Origin of the sequence: Actinomadura sp. NPDC049382 (genome assembly GCF_040677125.1) — a bacterium.
In the GTDB taxonomy this organism is placed as follows: domain Bacteria; phylum Actinomycetota; class Actinomycetes; order Streptosporangiales; family Streptosporangiaceae; genus Spirillospora; species Spirillospora geliboluensis.
The window spans coordinates 1-17,806 of the sequence record NZ_JBFARO010000028.1 but is presented as its reverse complement, the minus strand read 5'-3'; the positions used below and the strand labels follow the sequence as shown (position 1 = coordinate 17,806).

General features: G+C 75.6%; 15 protein-coding genes. 5 read left to right on the top strand and 10 right to left on the bottom strand.

The features are described from left to right. Positions 1-142: 142 nt before the first annotated feature. Positions 143-2,275 carry a phosphatase PAP2 family protein gene (locus tag AB0K34_RS19055; RefSeq protein WP_364550023.1) on the top strand — a complete coding sequence of 711 codons (2,133 nt, stop codon included), beginning with the start codon at positions 143-145 and terminating at the stop codon, positions 2,273-2,275. Continuing rightward, complete coding sequence (locus AB0K34_RS19050) at positions 2,275-3,162, top strand: DMT family transporter (RefSeq protein ID WP_364550022.1); 888 nt, start codon at positions 2,275-2,277, stop codon at positions 3,160-3,162. Before AB0K34_RS19055 ends, AB0K34_RS19050 begins: the two co-directional genes overlap by 1 nt. Before the next feature lie 10 nt (positions 3,163-3,172). On the opposite strand, the gene AB0K34_RS19045 is transcribed toward AB0K34_RS19050, so the two are convergent. The 10 genes from AB0K34_RS19045 to AB0K34_RS19000 all read right to left on the bottom strand — a co-directional run bounded on the left by AB0K34_RS19045 (position 3,173) and on the right by AB0K34_RS19000 (position 12,414). Continuing rightward, positions 3,173-4,351: a helix-turn-helix domain-containing protein gene (locus AB0K34_RS19045; protein ID WP_364550021.1), complete on the bottom strand. Its 1,179-nt coding sequence runs from the start codon at positions 4,349-4,351 to the stop codon at positions 3,173-3,175. Between the two features lie 101 nt (positions 4,352-4,452). Further along, positions 4,453-5,772: an acyltransferase gene (locus AB0K34_RS19040; RefSeq protein WP_364550020.1), complete on the bottom strand. Its 1,320-nt coding sequence runs from the start codon at positions 5,770-5,772 to the stop codon at positions 4,453-4,455. Between the two features lie 222 nt (positions 5,773-5,994). After that, positions 5,995-6,771 (bottom strand): SAM-dependent methyltransferase, encoded by a 777-nt coding sequence (locus AB0K34_RS19035; RefSeq protein WP_364550018.1) that lies wholly within the window; start codon positions 6,769-6,771, stop codon positions 5,995-5,997. A 342-nt stretch (positions 6,772-7,113) separates the two neighbouring features. Continuing rightward, positions 7,114-7,728 carry a GNAT family N-acetyltransferase gene (locus AB0K34_RS19030; RefSeq protein ID WP_364550016.1) on the bottom strand — a complete coding sequence of 205 codons (615 nt, stop codon included), beginning with the start codon at positions 7,726-7,728 and terminating at the stop codon, positions 7,114-7,116. Positions 7,729-7,783: 55 nt separating this feature from the next. Continuing rightward, positions 7,784-8,221: a hypothetical protein gene (locus AB0K34_RS19025; protein WP_364550014.1), complete on the bottom strand. Its 438-nt coding sequence runs from the start codon at positions 8,219-8,221 to the stop codon at positions 7,784-7,786. Positions 8,222-8,323: 102 nt separating this feature from the next. Then, positions 8,324-9,271 carry a sensor histidine kinase gene (locus AB0K34_RS19020; RefSeq protein ID WP_364550013.1) on the bottom strand — a complete coding sequence of 316 codons (948 nt, stop codon included), beginning with the start codon at positions 9,269-9,271 and terminating at the stop codon, positions 8,324-8,326. 199 nt (positions 9,272-9,470) lie between these two features. Then, on the bottom strand, positions 9,471-10,541 hold the full coding sequence (locus AB0K34_RS19015; RefSeq protein WP_364550078.1) for a glutamate--cysteine ligase: 1,071 nt from the start codon (positions 10,539-10,541) through the stop codon (positions 9,471-9,473). A 160-nt stretch (positions 10,542-10,701) separates the two neighbouring features. Next, the gene (locus tag AB0K34_RS19010; protein ID WP_301176681.1) at positions 10,702-10,893 is read right to left on the bottom strand and encodes a hypothetical protein; all 192 of its coding nucleotides are present in this window, start codon (positions 10,891-10,893) and stop codon (positions 10,702-10,704) included. 10 nt (positions 10,894-10,903) lie between these two features. Further along, on the bottom strand, positions 10,904-11,113 hold the full coding sequence (locus AB0K34_RS19005; protein WP_301176680.1) for an HGxxPAAW family protein: 210 nt from the start codon (positions 11,111-11,113) through the stop codon (positions 10,904-10,906). Positions 11,114-11,235: 122 nt separating this feature from the next. Beyond that, entirely contained in the window at positions 11,236-12,414 is a 1,179-nt protein-coding gene (locus AB0K34_RS19000; RefSeq protein WP_301176679.1) for an acyl-CoA dehydrogenase family protein, read from the bottom strand. A gap of 149 nt (positions 12,415-12,563) precedes the next feature. Between AB0K34_RS19000 and AB0K34_RS18995 the strand changes: the two genes are divergently transcribed. Genes AB0K34_RS18995 through meaB form a run of 3 tightly spaced genes read left to right on the top strand, consistent with a single transcriptional unit; the run spans position 12,564 to position 17,577 of the window. Then, complete coding sequence (locus AB0K34_RS18995; RefSeq protein WP_364550010.1) at positions 12,564-14,387, top strand: methylmalonyl-CoA mutase subunit beta; 1,824 nt, start codon at positions 12,564-12,566, stop codon at positions 14,385-14,387. After that, on the top strand, positions 14,384-16,597 hold the full coding sequence (gene scpA, locus AB0K34_RS18990) for a methylmalonyl-CoA mutase (RefSeq protein WP_364550008.1): 2,214 nt from the start codon (positions 14,384-14,386) through the stop codon (positions 16,595-16,597). The genes AB0K34_RS18995 and scpA overlap by 4 nt, the downstream gene beginning before the upstream one ends. Beyond that, complete coding sequence (gene meaB, locus AB0K34_RS18985; RefSeq protein WP_364550006.1) at positions 16,594-17,577, top strand: methylmalonyl Co-A mutase-associated GTPase MeaB; 984 nt, start codon at positions 16,594-16,596, stop codon at positions 17,575-17,577. Before scpA ends, meaB begins: the two co-directional genes overlap by 4 nt. Positions 17,578-17,806: the final 229 nt, after the last annotated feature.

The following is a 17,806-nucleotide window of genomic DNA, read 5'->3' as shown; positions in this document are numbered from 1 at the left end:
CTTCCGTTTGATTTTGTTTCCCTTGTATTTATGCCCGTTTGGCGCCGTAGTCAAGGGGGTGAGTCCGCGCATGGTCGTTCAATCCGATCGTGGGGAGGATGATCGGAGGGGGTGCAGCGATGCGCGTGGCGGGAGTGTCGCCGTGAACCGGGGCGGGCCGCCCGGCCCGGCCGGGCGGGAGGCCGCGGGCGAGGACGCGGGACGGGCCGCGTCGGCCGCGCGGGAGATCGCCACCGCGCTCGCCGTCCTGGTCGTCTACCTGGTCTTCACCCACGCCTTCAGCGGGGACCGCGCGGTCAGCGACGCGCACGGGCGCGCCCTGCTGGAGTTCGAGCGGTGGGCGGGGCTGGACGCCGAGCGCCCGCTGAACGAGTTCCTCACCCGGCACGGATGGCTGGGCGCGGTCGCCGCGTGGGAGTACGCGACGACGTACGTGGTCGGCACCTTCGGGTTCCTGGCCTGGCTGTGGTGGCGCCGCAGCCCCGCCTACGCCTGGGCGCGCAACACGCTGATCCTGGTGACGCTGATCGCGATCTGCTGCTTCGCCCTGTGGCCGGCGACGCCGCCAAGGCTGCTGTCGGGCGAGGGGTACACCGACGTCATCGCGCTGCACCATCCGCCCGCCACCTGGGGCACCGGGGTCGTGTCCGCGGGCGCCAACCCGTACGCGGCCATGCCGAGCCTGCACATCGGCTGGGTGGCGTGGATCGGTGCGGCGGCCCTGCGCGCCCGGTGCGGCCGGTTCTTCACCTGGCTCTGCGCCCTGCACCTCGCCGTGACCGCCCTGGTGATCGTCGCGACGTCCGCCCACTACGTCGTGGACATCCCGGGCGGGCTGCTGCTCGTCCCCGCCGCCGCGGCCGCCGAGGCCGTGCGGGCCCGGCTCGTTCAGGGGCGGCTCGTTCAGGACCGGCTCGTGCGGGGGCGCGGCCCGGCGGGGCGCGGCCGGGGCCGCCGGGAGCAGCGGGTGGCCGCCGCCGACGCGTTCTTCCTGCACGTCGAGAGCCGGGACGTCCCGCAGGTGGTGGGCGGGGTCGCCGAGTTCGCCGGCCCCGGGCCGCCCGCCGAGCGGGTGCGCGCGCTGCTCGCCGAGCGGCTGCCCGGGATGCCGCGCCTCACCCAGCGGGTCCACCCCGGCGGCGCGCTGCGGCGGCCGCGCTGGGTCGAGGCCGGCGCCGTCGACCTGCGCCGGCACGTCCAGGAGGTGCGGCTGCCGGCCGGCGGGGGCCGCGGCGCGCTGGACGGCCTCGTCGCCCGCCTCGTCGCCGAGCCGCTGGACCACGGGCGCCCGCTGTGGCGGTTCTGCCTCGTCCGCCGCGGCCCGGACGCCCCCGACGCCGTCGTGATCCTCTTCCACCACGCCATCGCGGACGGCATCGGCGTCGTCGACATCCTGCGCGGCATCCTGGAGCCCGCCCTGCCGGAGGCGGCCCCGGCGCGCGGCCCCGGCGGGCTCGCGCGCGCCGCCGCCGTCCTGCCCGGCCTGGTCCTGCTCGGCCTGGACGGGACCGCGCGGACCATCGCCGTCACCGGGCCGCTCGGCCCCGAGCGCGTCTTCGGCACCGCCACGCTGCCGCTCGGCCGGGTGCGCGCGGTCGCCCGCGCCGCCGGCGTCCGGATCACCGACGTGCTCCTCGCGCTGGTCGGCGAGGTCGTCGCGGACGTGCTGGCGGCGCGCGGCGCACCGGCGGGCGGCCGGCCGCTGCGCGCCGCCGTGCCGATGACGCTGCGCGCCCCCGAGCCCCCCGGCCTCGGCCGCACCGCCGTGCCCGGCAACCTCACCGCCGCGCTCCGGCTCGACGTGCCCCTCGGGCGGATGCCCGTCCTCGACCGGCTCGCGGCGGTCCACGCGGCGGCCGAGCCGCGCCGCAGGTCCGGCCGCACCGCCGCGAGCACCGCCGCGATGCGGCTGATGGGCGCGCTGCCCCCGCCGCTGCACGCGCGCGCGGCCCGCGGCACCTACCGTGCGGGGTTCTTCGGTGGGATCGTTTCGAACATGCCGGGACCGCCGCTGCCGATGTCGCTCGCGGGCGCGCCGCTCGGCGACGTCCACCCGATCCTGCCGCTCGCCGACGGCGTCCCGTTCGCGGTGGGCGCGCTGAGCTGGAACGGGGCCCTGCACATCTCGGTCACCGCCGAGCCGCGGGTGCTCCCCGAGGCGGCCGCGTTCCCGGACGGCCTCCTGCGGGCGTTCGAGCGGCTGGCCGCCGCCGCCGGCGCGGGCGGTGGCGCCGGCAGCGGCGCGGGCAGCGAGGCGCAGAGCGGGACGGCGTGATGGCGTGGTCCGTCGGCTTCAGCCTCGTCGCCGCGTTCCTGTTCGCCGCCGCCGCCGCGCTGCAGTACCGGGCCGCCCGCCGCGCCGTGCACGGCGGCTCGGACGCGAGCGCCGCGCACGGCCTGATCCGCCGGCTGGTCCGGGACCCGGTGTGGCTGACCGGGTGGGGCGTGAACCTGGCGGGCTTCTGCACGCAGGCGGTCGCCCTGCACTTCGGCTCCACCGCCATCGTCCAGCCGCTGCTGGTCACCCAGCTCGTCTTCACCATCGTGCTCGGCACGGTCGGCACCGGGCGCCGCCCCGCGCGGCTGGACCTGCTCGGCGGCCTCGCCGTGTCGGCCGGCCTCGCGGCGCTGTTCACGGTGCCGGGCGCGATCCCGCCGGAGGGCGAGCCGTCCCGGCCGCGGATCCTGCTCGCCGGGCTGATCGCGGCGCCGGCGGTCGTCGTGCTGTCCCGCGCGGCGTGGCTGCGCGCGGGCCCGGTCCGGGCCGCGCTGCTCGGGGTCTGCGCCGGGCTGTGCTTCGCCGCCACCGCCGTGCTGATCAAGCTCACCACCGCCGACCTCGTCGACCGCGGCGTGGCCGCCACGGCGGTGGACTGGCCCGGCTACGCGCTCGCGGGCAGCACGCTGCTCGGGCTCGTGCTGGAGCAGCGGGCGTTCGCCGCCGGGTCGCTGCCCGCCGCGATGACCGCGATGACGATGACCAACCCGATCGCCTCCTACCTGGTCGCCGCGCTGGCGTTCGAGACGCTGCCGCCCCGCACCGCCGCCGCGTTCACCGCCGTCTCCCTCAGCGTCCTGCTGCTCACCTGCGGGGTGGCGCTGCTGTCGCGGTCCGCGCACGCCGGCGGCGGCCGCGACGACCCCCCGACCCTCCCGGCGTAGCGCCGGCCGGTCAGGCGGTGGCGGCGGCGCGGCCGCTGCGCACCAGCCAGCTCAGCATCAGCATGAGGTCGAGGCGCCCGTCGGTCTCGGCGAACCGCCCGCCGGTCAGCTCGGTGATGCGGCGCAGCCGGTACCGGACGGTCTGCTCGTGGATGTGCAGCCGCTCCGCCGCGATCACCGCGTTGTCGCCGCACTCCAGGTAGGTCAGCAGCGTCTCGGCGAGCGGCTGCCGGCGGGCCGGGGCGAGCTCCAGCAGCGGGCCGAGGACGGCCCCGGCGGTCGCGCCGACCAGCTCGTCCGCGGCGAAGGCGGCCAGCGCCGCGATGTGGTCCGCGCACCGGACCGGGGCGTCGCGCGGCAGCATGCCGCGCTCGGCCAGCGTCAGCGCGTGCCGGGCCCAGCGCAGCGAGACGGCGCCCTGCCCGAGCGGCACGGTCGGGCCGATCGCGGCCGTGCCGAGCCGGCGCAGCACCGGCCACAGCCGCTCCTGGCCGGGGCCCTCCGGGTCGGGCACCACGAGGAACGGGACCGGCGCGTCCCACCCGGCCAGCACGCCGGGCGGCAGGATCCGGGCGCCGGCGGGCGCGCCGGCCGGCAGCGCGATCAGCGCGATGCTCTTCGGCGGGTCCCAGCGGGCCGCCGCCGCCAGCTCGGCGATCGCCTCCGGCGCGGGCGGCGGCTCGCTCACCAGCAGGTCCCGCAGCCGGTCGCGGCGGCGCTCGCGCTCGGTCGCCAGCTGGCCCTGCTGGCGCGCGTAGCCCTGCGCGGCGGCGTCGGCGACCCGCGCGAGCAGCATGAACAGCGAGTCGGTCAGCCGGCTCAGCGTCTCCCGCGACCAGCCGAGCCGGTAGGCGTCCTTGATGAAGCGGCGGCAGGCGACCTGGCTGCTCACCCGCATCGCGTTCTGCAGCGCGGCGAGGCTGCGGCCCTGCCGGGCCTCCTCCTCGCCGAGGCGCATGTACAGCTCGGTCAGGGTGCGGGCGTCGGCGTCCGGGTGGTCGACGGAGTCGATGAAGAACGCGACGGTGTCGCCGACCGTCCGCTCCACGCGCTTGGCGTACTCGCCGCCGTCGTCGCCCGCGTACTCGGGGACCTGGTCGCGGATCTCCCGCTCCATCTCGTCCACGGCGGCCTGGAGGTGCTGCCGCAGCATCTCCGGCAGTTCGGCGGGCATCGGCCCTTCTGTCATCCGCGGTTCCGTTCGGCGGGTTCGGGGGCGGGACGGATCGGCCTCACCCTAAGCAAGAAGGGGAACGCTGTCATCACCGGCCCCCGGCCGCCGCCGGGCGGTCAGGTCCGCGCGGGTTGCGGCGCCGCGCCCGGTCCCGCGGCCGGGCCAGGGGCGGGGCTCGCGCGGTGCCGCGCGGTGAGGCGGCGCCCGAGCCGCTGGGCCGGGCGCTCGACGTACCGGTGCGCCAGGGCCGCCGACACCAGGACGGCCGCCGCAAGCGCCGCGCCCCAGGCCGCCCGGACGGGCACGGGCAGGCCCCAGGTGTCCTGGCCGGCCGCGTACCAGACCACCTGGACGACCAGCGGGTGCAGCAGGTAGAGCGAGTAGCTGACCAGCCCCGACCACACCAGGAAGCGGGGCATGCGGCGGTGCCGGAGCGCGAGGCCGACCAGGAACGTCGCCCACGCGGCGGCCACGGCGGCCGACCAGTCGGGGCCGAGCGGGTCCGGGTTGGCGTGCAGCGCCCAGGTCGTCGGGGTGCGCATGCCCGCCAGCAGCGAGAGCACGGCCACGAACGCGACCATCGCCGCGGCCGGGCCGCGCCGGAGCCGCCCGTCCTGGATGCCGCGGACGGCCGTCCCGGCGAACATCGTGGCGATGACGCACAGGCTCTCGATCGCGCCGATGCGGCTGTTGAGCACGAGCAGCGTCAGCGCCAGCCCCGCCACGACGACGACGCCGGCGCGCCGCACGGCCCGGTGCCGGGTGAGCATGGCGCCGAGGCCGCCCACCAGCAGCAGCGCGGCGGCGAGGATCGTGCCGCCCGGCCACCGGGAGGCCAGCAGCCCGGACGGCAGCGCCACGCCGAGGATCGCCGCGCCCACGCCGAACCCCAGCGCGACCCGGGCGCTGGAGCGGTGCACGCCGGCGACGAACATCGCCGTGATGAGCAGGTAGAACACCATCTCGTAGGACAGCGTCCAGAGGACGTTGACGGCGTTGGGCACGCCGAGCAGGTCCTGCAGCATCGTCAGATGGGCGAGGGCGGACGCCCAGGGCCGGTCGCCGAGCGCGGCGGGCAGGCCGTAGCCGACGCCCGCCGCCGCGAGCGCCAGCGCGAGCACCAGCGACACCGCCCAGGCCGGGTACAGCCGGAAGAACCGCCCCGCCCAGAACTCCCGGACGCTGCCGCGCCGCTGCAGCGAGAACGGCACGACGTAGCCGCTGACGAGGAAGAACACGAAGACGCCGTAGCGGCCGAAGTCGAACCAGGGGCTGGCCGTGCGGCGCACCTCGGGCAGCAGCACGTCCAGCGAGTGCTCGAACACCACCACCAGGGCGGCCAGGCCGCGCAGGGCGTCGAGCCACTCCATCCGAGAGGCCCGGCCCTTGGGAGCGGCGGTCGTCGTTTCGGCGGGAGGCAGGGTGTTCGTCGGCATCGGGGGCCACCATAGGGGCCGAACCGTTACCGTCCCTAACGGGTGAATGAGATTTTTGTGCGATAGCAGTTGTCTTAGCTGACTCAGTGTGACGGGTGCCGAACGCCTGAGGAGCGCCGGGAGCAGGGCCGTCGCGGGGCCGGGCGCGCGGCCGCGGTGGAGCCGTTCCGGGGGCGCCTATGTGATCAATGCCACACCGTCGCGGGCGGGGTCCGGGCCGGGTCAGCGGACCCCGACGACGCCGTACATCACCGGGGCTCCGGTGCGCGTCCCGCCGGTGAGCGGCGTGATCCCTGGCGGGAGCGGGCGGAACGGCCCGAGCAGGCGCGCCACCTCCGCGCCGCCGCGCGGGTACAGCGCGACGCCGCTCGCCTCCCGGTACGCCCGCGCGGCCTCGGCGACCCCGGCCGGGGCGAAGTCGGCGGTCAGCTGCGAGACGACCACGGCGCTGCCCGGCGCGGCCGCCGCGGCCAGGTCCGCGACGAGGTCGGCGGCGCCCGGCAGGAAGTGCGGGACGGACGACAGCACCAGCGCGACGGGCTCGGCCGGGTCGATCAGCCGGCGCACCTCCGGGCTGCCCAGCACCGCGGCGGGGTCGCCGATGTCGGCCCGCAGCGCCGCGATGTTGCCGTCGTCGATCAGCAGCGCGCGGGCGTGCGCGATGACGAGCGGGTCGTGGTCGACGTAGACCACGCGGGTGCCGCAGATGTGCCGGGCGGCCATCTGGTGCACGTTGTCGGCCCTGGGCAGCCCGCATCCGAGGTCGAGGAACTGGCGCAGGCCGCGCTCGGCCAGCAGCCGGACCGAGCCGGCGAGGAACGCGCGGGCGGCGCGGGCCGCGTCCGCCGACTGGGGGAGGACGTCGAGGATCCGGTGCGCGAGCCCGCGGTCGCAGGCGTAGTTGTCCTTGCCGCCGAGCAGGTAGTCCTGGACCCGCGCTGGACCCGGCCTGTGCAGGGCGAGCGGGGTCTCCGCCGCCCGTGTCCCGGCCATGGTCATGTGGTTCACCTATCGCCTTCACCGAAGGGAGGAGTGCAATGGCTCCTTTCCGACGGTAGGCCGCCCATTCGGCGAGGGTGCCACCGGGGCCGCCCGGCGGCCCGGCCATCGGGAGCTCCGGTGGCCACATCGGGCCGGACGCGTTTCGCGGCACTCCGCCCGTTCCGGCGGCCGCCGGGACGCGCATCAGGAACGCGGCGGCGGAACGGACCGTCGCCGCGCGGGCACGGCTCGGGGCGCACGGGCCCGCCGTATGGCCGGATCCGGCCATGACATGCACTTAACGGACGCGGTCGAATTCCTGTGGAAATCCCGTCCGGCGGTCGTTCGGTCGGCGGTCGTTCAGCCGGCGGGGTCCCGCCACATGAGCCAGACCGGCGGGCAGCCCCGTCCGGGCAGGGCCAGTTCCCGGGTCACCCGGAACCCGAACCGCTCGTAGTACGGGACGTTGGTCTCCTTGGAGCTCTCCAGGTAGGCGGGGACGCCTTCGGCGTCGCACCGGTCGAGCCGGGACCGCAGCAGCGCGCCGCCCAGGCCGCCGCCCTGCGCGGGCGGGTCGGTGCCGAGCACCGCCAGGTACCAGTGCGGCTCCCGCGGGTGGTGCCGCTCGATCTCGCCGAGGGTGCGCAGCGTGGCCGGCACGCGGGTGCCGAGGATCCGCAGCAGCGGCACCGTCTGCGCCGCCTGCAGCCGCAGCGGCACCCGCCAGTGGCCGGGCGGGTCCCACAGCGCGGCGGCCTCGGCGGCGCCGCCGCGCCCGGTGGCCTCGGTGGCGCCGTGCCGCAGGTGGACCCGCCGCAGCAGGACCTCGAACAGGCCGGTCAGCCGGCGCACCCGGGTGGCGTCGTCGGGCAGCAGCCAGCGCCAGACCGGGTCGTCGTCGAAGGCGCGCCCGAGCAGCGCGGAGATCGCCGCGGCGTCCTGCATGCCGGCCGTGCGGACGGGCGGGGACGTCATGGGCGCGGCCTCCTGTCGGGGACGCGCCGATCCTCACCGCCGCCGCGCCGCCGCGTCAAGGACAGCGGTCCCCGCGGATCCGGGTCAGCTCCTCCAGGACGAGGGAGGTCCCCACCCCGACCAGCCAGAAGTCCTTGGCGAGCGCGATGCCCTGCTGGGTGGGGCGGATGCCGCCCTCCTCCCGCATGCCGGGCAGCCGCAGGTAGAGGCCGGTCAGCCCGGCGGCGAACGCGGTCAGCGCCGCGCCCGCGAGCAGCGAGGGCACGAACGGGGCGATCAGCGCGGAGCCGAGGGCCATCTCGGCCCGGCTGAGGTTGCGGGTGAAGTCCCGCGCGTCCTGCGACTCCAGGAACGGGTAGGCGGCCTTCGCCATGCCGTGGGTCTGTTCGGCCGACTCGTCCAGGGCCTTGTGCTTCGACAGCCCCGAGTTCAGCACGAACGCCCCCACGGCCAGGCGGACCGGCATCTGGTGAGCACGAGCAAGAAGACGCATCGTTCCCCATCACGGTCGGGAGAGTTCGGGCGCAGGGCATCATTCCCGCCGTCGGCCCCCTACACCTGAACCCCGGGTCAAGTCTCGGCCTGCCGCGGGGGACTACGCGCGCAGGTACACCCGGATCGCGGTTCCGCCGGGGCCGGTGTGCATGCGGACGAGGTCGGCGAGGTGGTGGACCAGCAGGATGCCCCGGCCGCCGTGCGGGCTCATATGCGCCGGGCGGCGCCCGGCCAGCGGGTCGGTGATCGTCCCGGCGTCGCGGACCTCGCAGACGACCTGCCCGTCCTCGGCCCACAGCCGGGCGGTGCCGGACCCGCCGCCGTGCAGGCAGGAGTTCGCGGCCAGCTCGCTCACGGCGAGCTCCAGGTCGCCCACGGCGTCGGCGCCGAGGCCGAGCCGGGCGGCCCAGCGGCAGGCGAACTCGCGGACGCGGGGGAGCGCGTCGAGGTCGAAGCTCATCGCGACGGCGCCGGACGGCTCCGGCAGCGGCCGGTTGTAGGCGCGGATGACGCGGTGGGGCGCGTAGTCCTCGCTGACGTGCTCGCCGTGCCGGTCGATGAGCACGGGGTGGGTGGCGCGGGCGTCGGCGAGCGCGACCTCGTCCAGCCCGGTCGTGTCGTAGGGGCACAGGATCGACACGCCGCGCCCGGCGAAGGCCAGGTTGATCAGCGCCTCGTGCTGCGCGCAGGCGGGGTACTCGGTGGCGGTCCGGCCGGGCCAGATCGGCTCGCCGATGATCCGCACCCGGCCGCCGTGGTGCCGGTCGGCGAAGCCGCGCAGGACGCCGGGGATGATCCGCCCCGGGTTGCGCCCCGCCTCGGCCATGTCCAGCCAGGTGACCTCGCGGGCGGCGGGGCCGAGCGCGTCGCGCAGCAGCTCCAGGCGGCGGCCGGGGACCGCGACCGCGACCGGCTCGCCCGCCGCGCGCCCCGCCCGGACGAACGGGACGGTGCCGGCGAGGTACTCCTCGTCGTCGCGGTAGAAGAGCGCGGGATGGACGAAGGGGCCCTGCGGCATCACGCCCGGTCCACCGGGCCTGAGGCTCATCGTGCGGTCGCTCCGTCCGAGGTCGCTGCGGTCGCCTGCATCCGGTCGAGGGTACGCGGTCGCGGGCGGCCGTGCGACGGCCCGCGTCCCCGTTCCGGCGGTCGGCGGCGACTGGTCCAGACCAGTTGGTACCCGGCGCCGACCGGGAGAAACGGGCCAAATACGTAAAATCCAGCCGGATCGGGTTACTCGCCGCGGGTCACCGGTCCGGCAGCAGCGCGGCGTCGACGACGTCGGACAGCAGACCGCGCCTGCGGTAGGCGGCGCGCTGCCGCTCGGCGCCCGTCCCGCCGGTGAGCAGCCGCCGGACGCCCGCGGTGACGAAGCCGAGGTCGCCCGCCGCGCTCAGCGCGGGCAGCGCGTGCGCCAGCAGGTCGCCGGCGAGCGCCCGCTGACCGGCGGCGCGGCCGGTGCGCACGTCCAGGCCCCGCCCCGCCAGCCCGTTGCGCGCGGCCAGCCAGTAGGCCGCGCGCAGCATCTCCTGCGGCGGGTCGGGCGCCCGCTCGCCGCCGGCCACCGCGCGGGACGCCTCCCGCACCAGCGCCCGGATCAGCGCGGCGAGCACGGCCGCGTCGGCGGCGGTCGGCGCGACGTCGGCGAGCCTGACCTCCACGGTAGGCAGCCGCGCCGACGGCCGGACGTCCCAGAAGATCGTCCCGGTGTCCATCAGGGCGCCGCAGCCGAGCAGCGTCCCGACGAGGTCGTCGTAGTGGGCGGCGGAGTCGAAGTAGGGCGGCGGGCCCGCCACCGGCCAGCGGGCCCACGCCATCGCCCGCCAGCAGGCGTGGCCGGTGTCGCGCCCGGCCCAGTACGGGGAGTTCGCGGCGAGCGCGAGCAGCGTCGGCAGCCACGGCCGCAGGTGGTTGCCGACCTGGACGGCGTGCTCGCGGTCGGGCATCTCGACGTGGACGTGGCAGGAGCAGATGCTCTGCTCGTCGTCCAGCCCCCGGTACACGGCCAGGCTCTCGGCGTAGCGGGCGCCGGCGCCGATCGGCGCCGGGATCACCTCGCCCAGTACGGGCGTCCCGGTGGCGGCGAGCCGCACGCCCTCGGCCGCCGCGGCGGCCGCCATCGCGGCCCGCATCGCGCGGACCTGCTCGCGGAGCTTGTCCAGGTCGTCGCACGGCGAGGTCTTGGCCTCGGCGAGGAACGCCACCAGCTCGGTGGAGGCGCGCTCGCCCAGCGCCGCGCCGGCCCGCCGCACGACGGCGGCGGCACGGGGGACGACCTCCCGGGAGACGGGATCGACGACGAAGTACTCTTCCTCGATGCCGAACCGCAGGGCCTTCCACCACCTCGGTCTCGGGGCGACTCAGGCGGCCACGCTCACCTCGACCGTACGTGGCCGCCGCCGAGCCCGCACCTGGCGGACAGACCGTAATCCGGGTGGAAAGGGATCTTCTTGACCCGCTTTTGACCCCGCGCGGGGCTTAGCGGCCCGGCCCCGCGTCGACGAAGTACATCGCCAGGGCGATGATGTGCGTGACCACGACCACGCCCATGCTGAAGAAGAACAGCATCTTGGCCGGGCCGTGCGGGAAGACCGCCCCGTGCTTCAGCTCGCCGCGCTCGCGCTGGCGCGCCGCGATCCGCTCCTCGATGGGAGGGCGACCGAACGCCATGGCCGCCCCGCTACTGTCGGGGGTCGTCGACGATGACGTCGGTCATGATGTCGACGGCCAGCGCGACGATGCCGCCGACCACGGTGATCGCGGCGCCCACGCCGAACACGATCCAGTCGGGGCCCATGGTGATGCCGACACCACCGACGACGAAACCGACGAAGATGATGGCCACGGCGACCCAGGACTTCGGGCGCCCGGCGTGGCTGCCAGTCGACATGCGTTGGTTCCTCTGCAAGGTTCTGGAGGGGCGGTACGTGCCCGAACTCTAGCAACGTCCCTAGCCACAGGGCCTTCCGGGGTACCCGTTGATCACTTCGGGGGCCGGCCGCGGGCGGCGGATCAGACGAACGCCCCCATTCCGGTCGCCGCGCGGCCGACGATGAGCGTGTTGATCTCCCGGGTGCCCTCGTAGGAGTACAGCGCCTCGGCGTCGGCGACGAAGCGGCCGATGCCGTAGTCGAGGACGATCCCGTTGCCCGCCATCAGCTCGCGCGCCCAGCCGACGGCCTCCCGCATCCGGGTGGTGCAGTACGCCTTGGCGAGCGCCGAGTGCTCGTCGCGGTACCGGCCGGCGTCCTGGAGCTGCGCCAGCCGAACCACCATGCCGAGGCAGGCGGTGGCGTTCCCCAGCATCCGGACCAGCAGGTCCTGGACGAGCTGGAACCGGGCGATCGGCCGGCCGAACTGCTCGCGCTCCACCGCGTAGTCGCGGGCGATCTCGTAGGCGGCGAGCATCACCCCGACGGCCTGCCACGCGACGCCGCTGCGCGTCCGGCGCAGGATCGCGGCGGTGTCCTTGAAGGTGTTCGCGCCCGCGAGCCGGTCGGACTCGGGGACGCGGCAGTCCGCCAGCACGATGTCGGCGTTCTGCACCGTCCGCAGCGCGATCTTGTTGCGGATCGGGGTGGCGGTGAACCCCGGCGTCCCCTTGGCGACGACGAACCCCTTCACCTGGTCGTCCGCCTCGTCGCGCGCCCACACGACGGTGTGGTCGGCGAACGTGGCGTTGCCGATCCAGCGCTTGGCGCCGTTCAGCACCCAGTGGTCGCCGTCGCGGCGGGCCGTGGTGCGCAGCCCGAGCGCGACGTCCGACCCGCCCTCCGGCTCGGTGAGCGCGAACGCGCCGATCTTCTCCATCCGCCCCATCGCGGGCAGCCACCGCTCGCGCTGCTCGGGGGAGCCGCAGCGGCCGATGCTGCCCATCGCGAGGCCGGTGTGGACGCCGAAGAACGTCGCCATGGACGGGTCCACCCGCGCCATGTCCATCGCGAGGAAGCCGGTGAGCAGGCTGCTCGGCTTCTCCCCGGGGCACTCGTCGTGGGCGAGCCCGGCGATGCCGAGCTCGCCGTACTGGGGGATCAGGTCGAACGGGAACTCCGCCCGCGCCCAGCAGTCGTCGGCGATCGGCGCGACCTTCGCCTCCAGGAAGGCGCGCACCCGGCCGACGATCCGCTGCTCGCGCTCGTCGAGGAGTTCCTGCATGTGGTAGAGGTCACCGGGGAGAGAGTCCAAGGTCATGACGCCCCTTTTCCCGGCCCCCGTGCCGCTAACCGGGCCCCGGGGGGCGGCCAGGGCACCGGCCGGCGGGGACCCGGGGGCGGGCCCGGGTACTGGTCAGCGGGACCCGCTTTAGAGCCCCGTTCGGTCGCTCACCTACGATTTCCGCCATGACGGTGCCGCCTGAGGAACTCGAACTGGCCGCCGCCTTCCCCCCGGCCGAGCGCGACCGGTGGCGGGAGATGGTGAAGGGGGTGCTGCGCAAGTCCGGCGCGGCGACCGACGACACCCCCCCTGACGGGATCGAGGGTCTGCTGACCCGCGAGTCGTACGACGGGGTGCCGGTCGCGGCGCTCTACACCCGGGCCGACGCCCCGCCGGGACGCCCCGGCCTGGCCCCGTACGTCCGCGAGGTGCGGCCAGACGGCGAGGGCATCGCCGGCTGGGACGTCCGGCAGCGGCACGCGCACCCCGATGCCGCCGCCACCCGCGAGGCGATCCTCGCCGACCTGGAGAACGGCGCCACCTCGGTCTGGCTGCGGCTCGGCGACGGCGGCCTGCCCGTCGCGGCCCTCCCCGACGCCCTGCGCGGCGTGCTGCTCGACCTCGCGCCCGTGGTGCTGGACGCGGGAGCGGCGACGGCCGAGGCGGCCGGCGCCTTCCTGTCCCTGGCCGCCGAGCGGGGGAACGCGGCCGACGCGTCCGGAAGCCTCGGCGCCGACCCGCTCGGGCTCCAGGCCCGCACGGGCGCCCAGGGCTCGCTGGAGGAGGCCGCCGCGCTGGCCGTCCGGTGCGCACGTGAGTTCCCCAGGCTCCGCGCGATCACCGTGGACGGCACCCCGTACCACGACGCGGGCGGCGCGGACGCCGAGGAGCTCGGCGCGGCCGTCGCCGCCGGCGTCGCCTACCTGCGCGCCCTGACCGGCGCCGGGCTGAGCGTGGACGAGGCGTTCGGGCAGCTGGAGTTCCGCCTCGCCGTCAACGCCGACCAGTTCTCCTCGATCGCCAAGCTGCGCGCCATGCGCCGGCTGTGGGCGCGGGTCGCCGAGGTCAGCGGCGCCGCCGACGGGACGGCCGCCCGGATCCACGCGGTCACCTCGGCGGCGATGATGACCCGCCGCGACCCGTGGGTGAACATGCTCCGCACCACCATCGCGGCGTTCGCGGCCGGCGTCGGCGGCGCCGACGCCGTCACGGTCCTGCCGTTCGACGCCCGCCTCGGGCTGCCCGACGACTTCGCCCGCCGCATCGCCCGCAACACCCAGACCCTCCTGCTGGAGGAGTCGAGCCTCGCCCGCGTCGTCGACCCGGCCGGCGGGTCCTGGTACGCCGAGAGCCTCACCGAGGGCCTCGCCCAGGCCGCCTGGACCTGGTTCACCGAGATCGAGAAGGCCGGCGGCCTCGCCGCGGCCCTGGAGTCCGGGCTCGTCGCCGACCGGCTCGCCGCGACGTGGGAGCGGCGCCGCGCCGACATCGCCCGCCGCAAGGCGCCCCTCACCGGCGTCAGCGAGTTCCCCAACCTCGCCGAGGCGCTGCCCGAGCGCGAATCCGCCCCGGCGCAGCCGGGCGGCGGCCTCCCGGTGGTGTCGTACGCGCAGGACTTCGAGGCCCTCCGCGACCGCTCCGACGCCCACGCCGAGGCCACCGGCGCCCGGCCCCGGGTGTTCCTGGCGACGCTCGGGCCCATCGCCGTGCACACGGCGCGCGCGTCGTTCGCCGCCAACCTCTTCCAGGCGGGCGGGATCGAGACGGTCACCGGCGCGCCCGAGGAGTTCGCCGCGTCCGGCGCCGCCGTCGCCTGCCTGTGCTCCAGCGACGAGGTCTACGCCGATCGGGCCCGGGACGCCGCGCGGATCCTGCGCGACGCGGGCGCGGTGAAGGTCTGGCTCGCGGGTAAGGGAACCTACGAGGGGGTCGACGCCCGCGTGTACGCCGGATGCGACGCGATCGGGGTCCTGGAGACCACCCTCCACGATCTGGGAGTGAACGAATGATCCCCGACTTCACCGAGATCGACCTCGGGACCGCGCCCCCCGCCGACGAGGCCGCCAAGCGGTGGCGCGCCGCCGTCGCCGACGCCACCGGCGGGGACCCGGAGGCCCAGACCTGGGACACCCCGGAGGGCATCGGCGTCAAGCCGCTCTACACCGGCGACGACCTGGCCGGGGTCGACTTCCTCGACACGCTGCCGGGCATCGCGCCGTACCTGCGCGGCCCCTACCCGGCGATGTACGCCACCCAGCCGTGGACGATCCGGCAGTACGCCGGCTTCTCCACCGCCGAGGAGTCCAACGCCTTCTACCGCCGCAACCTCGCGGCCGGGCAGAAGGGCCTGTCGGTCGCCTTCGACCTCGCCACCCACCGCGGCTACGACTCCGACCACCCGCGCGTCGCCGGCGACGTCGGCATGGCCGGGGTGGCGATCGACTCCATCTACGACATGCGCCAGCTGTTCGACGGCATCCCGCTGGACAAGATGAGCGTGTCGATGACCATGAACGGCGCCGTGCTGCCCGTCCTCGCGCTCTACATCGCCGCGGCCGAGGAGCAGGGGGTGAAGCCGGAGGCGCTGGCGGGGACCATCCAGAACGACATCCTCAAGGAGTTCATGGTCCGCAACACCTACATCTACCCGCCGCAGCCGTCGATGCGGATCATCTCCGACATCTTCGCGTTCACCTCGCAGCGGATGCCGAAGTACAACTCCATCTCGATCTCCGGCTACCACATCCAGGAGGCCGGGGCCACCGCCGACCTGGAGCTGGCCTACACCCTCGCCGACGGGGTCGAGTACATCCGCGCCGGGCGCGAGGCCGGGCTGGACATCGACGCGTTCGCGCCCCGCCTGTCGTTCTTCTGGGCGATCGGGATGAACTTCTTCATGGAGGTCGCCAAGCTCCGCGCCGCCCGGCTGCTGTGGGCGCGGCTGGTGAAGACGTTCGGGCCGCGGAACCCGAAGTCGCTGTCGCTGCGGACGCACTCCCAGACGTCCGGCTGGTCGCTGACCGCGCAGGACGTCTTCAACAACGTCGCGCGCACCTGCATCGAGGCGATGGCCGCCACGCAGGGCCACACCCAGTCGCTGCACACCAACGCGCTGGACGAGGCGCTGGCCCTGCCGACCGACTTCTCGGCCCGCATCGCCCGCAACACCCAGCTGCTCCTGCAGCAGGAGTCCGGGACGACCCGCACCATCGACCCGTGGGGCGGCAGCGCCTACGTCGAGCGGCTCACCTACGACCTCGCCCGCCGCGCCTGGGCGCACATCACCGAGGTCGAGCAGGCCGGCGGCATGGCCAAGGCCATCGACGAGGGGCTGCCCAAGCTGCGCATCGAGGAGGCCGCGGCCCGCACCCAGGCCCGCATCGACTCCGGGCGGCAGCCGGTCATCGGCGTCAACAAGTACCGGCCGGACGCCGAGCAGGAGATCGAGGTCCTCAAGGTCGACAACGCGGCCGTCCGGGCGCAGCAGATCGACAAGCTGCGCCGGCTGCGGGAGGAGCGCGACGAGGGCGCCGCCCGGTCCGCGCTGGACGCGCTGACCCGCGCCGCCGAGGCCGCCGAGGGCGGCACCCGCCCGCACGGCCTGGAGCACAACCTGCTCGCGCTCGCCATCGACGCGGCGCGCGCCAAGGCCACCGTCGGGGAGATCTCCGACGCGCTGGAGCGGGCGTACGGGCGGCACGCGGCGCAGATCCGTACGATCTCGGGTGTGTATCGGGAAGAGGCCGGCGAGGTGACGAGCATCGAGCGGGCGCGCGCCGCGACGGCCGCGTTCGAGGAGGCCGAGGGGCGCCGCCCCCGCATCCTGGTCGCCAAGATGGGGCAGGACGGCCACGACCGCGGCCAGAAGGTGATCGCGACCGGGTTCGCCGACCTCGGCTTCGACGTCGACGTGGGCCCGCTGTTCCAGACCCCGGCGGAGGTCGCCCGGCAGGCGGTGGAGGCCGACGTGCACATCGTCGGCGTCAACTCGCTCGCCGCCGGCCACCTGACGCTGGTGCCCGCGCTGCGCGAGGAGCTGGCCGCGCTCGGCCGCTCCGACATCATGATCGTCGTGGGCGGGGTCATCCCGCCGCAGGACTTCGCCGAGCTGCGCGCCGCCGGGGCCGCGGCGATCTTCCCGCCGGGCACCGTGCTCGCGGACGCGGCGCTCGGCCTGCTGGACGAGCTGGGCGCCGAGCTGGGGCACGTCGCGCGGTGAGGCCGGGGCTCGACGACTACGTCGCCGGGGTGCGGGACGGGTCGCGGGCGTGGATCGCGCGGGCGGTCACGCTCGTGGAGTCGACCCGCCCCGACCACCGGGAGCTGGCGCAGAGGCTGCTGGTCGAGCTGACCCCGCACGCGGGGAACGCCCGCCGCGTCGGGATCACCGGCGTGCCCGGGGTCGGCAAGTCCACGTTCATCGACGCGCTCGGCACGAAGCTGACGGGGGAGGGGCACAAGGTCGCGGTCCTCGCGGTGGACCCGTCCTCGACCCGGACGGGCGGCAGCATCCTCGGCGACAAGACCCGCATGCAGCGCCTCGCCGCCGACCCGGACGCCTTCATCCGGCCGTCGCCGACGGCCGGCACGCTCGGCGGCGTCGCGAAGGCCACCCGCGAGGCGATGGTCGTCATGGAGGCCGCCGGGTACGGCGTCGTGCTCGTCGAGACGGTCGGCGTCGGCCAGTCGGAGACGACCGTCGCCGAGATGGTCGACTCCTTCCTGTTCCTCACCCTCGCCCGCACCGGCGACCAGCTCCAGGGCATCAAGAAGGGCGTCCTGGAGCTGGCCGACGTCATCGCCGTCAACAAGGCCGACGGCGAGCACAAGATGGAGGCCAAGCGCGCCGCCCGGGAGCTGTCCGGGGCGCTGCGGATGCTGCGCAGCGACGAGCGGGTGCGCGACACCCCCGTCCTGACGTGCAGCGCCCGCGAGGGCACCGGGCTGGACGAGGTGTGGGGCCTGATCGTCGAGCACCAGGAGCGGCTCCGCGCGTCCGGCGAGCTGGAGGCCCGGCGCCGCCGCCAGCAGGTCGGCTGGACGTGGGCGATGGTCCACGACCGGCTGCTCGGCGAGCTGCACGCGCACCCCGGCGTCCGCGAGCTCGTGCCGGGGCTGGAGCGGGACGTCGCCGACGGGACGCTCCCCCCGGCCCTGGCCGCCGACCGCATCCTGGCGGCGTTCACGCGGGACGGCTGACCCGGGTTCCCGGCACGGGATGTCCGGGGTCCCCGGTCGCGGCGGCCCGGGATCCGGTACAAAAGTCGGATGGACGTCATCGCGCTCGATGCTCCGACCGACGCGCAGATCCGCGCGTGGCACGAGGTGGTCGCGGCCGTCCACGCCGCCGACCCGGCCGGGGAGCCCGCCCCGGACCCGGACGCGACGGCGCGGCGGCTGCTCGCCGCCGACCCCGGCTCGCGGCAGC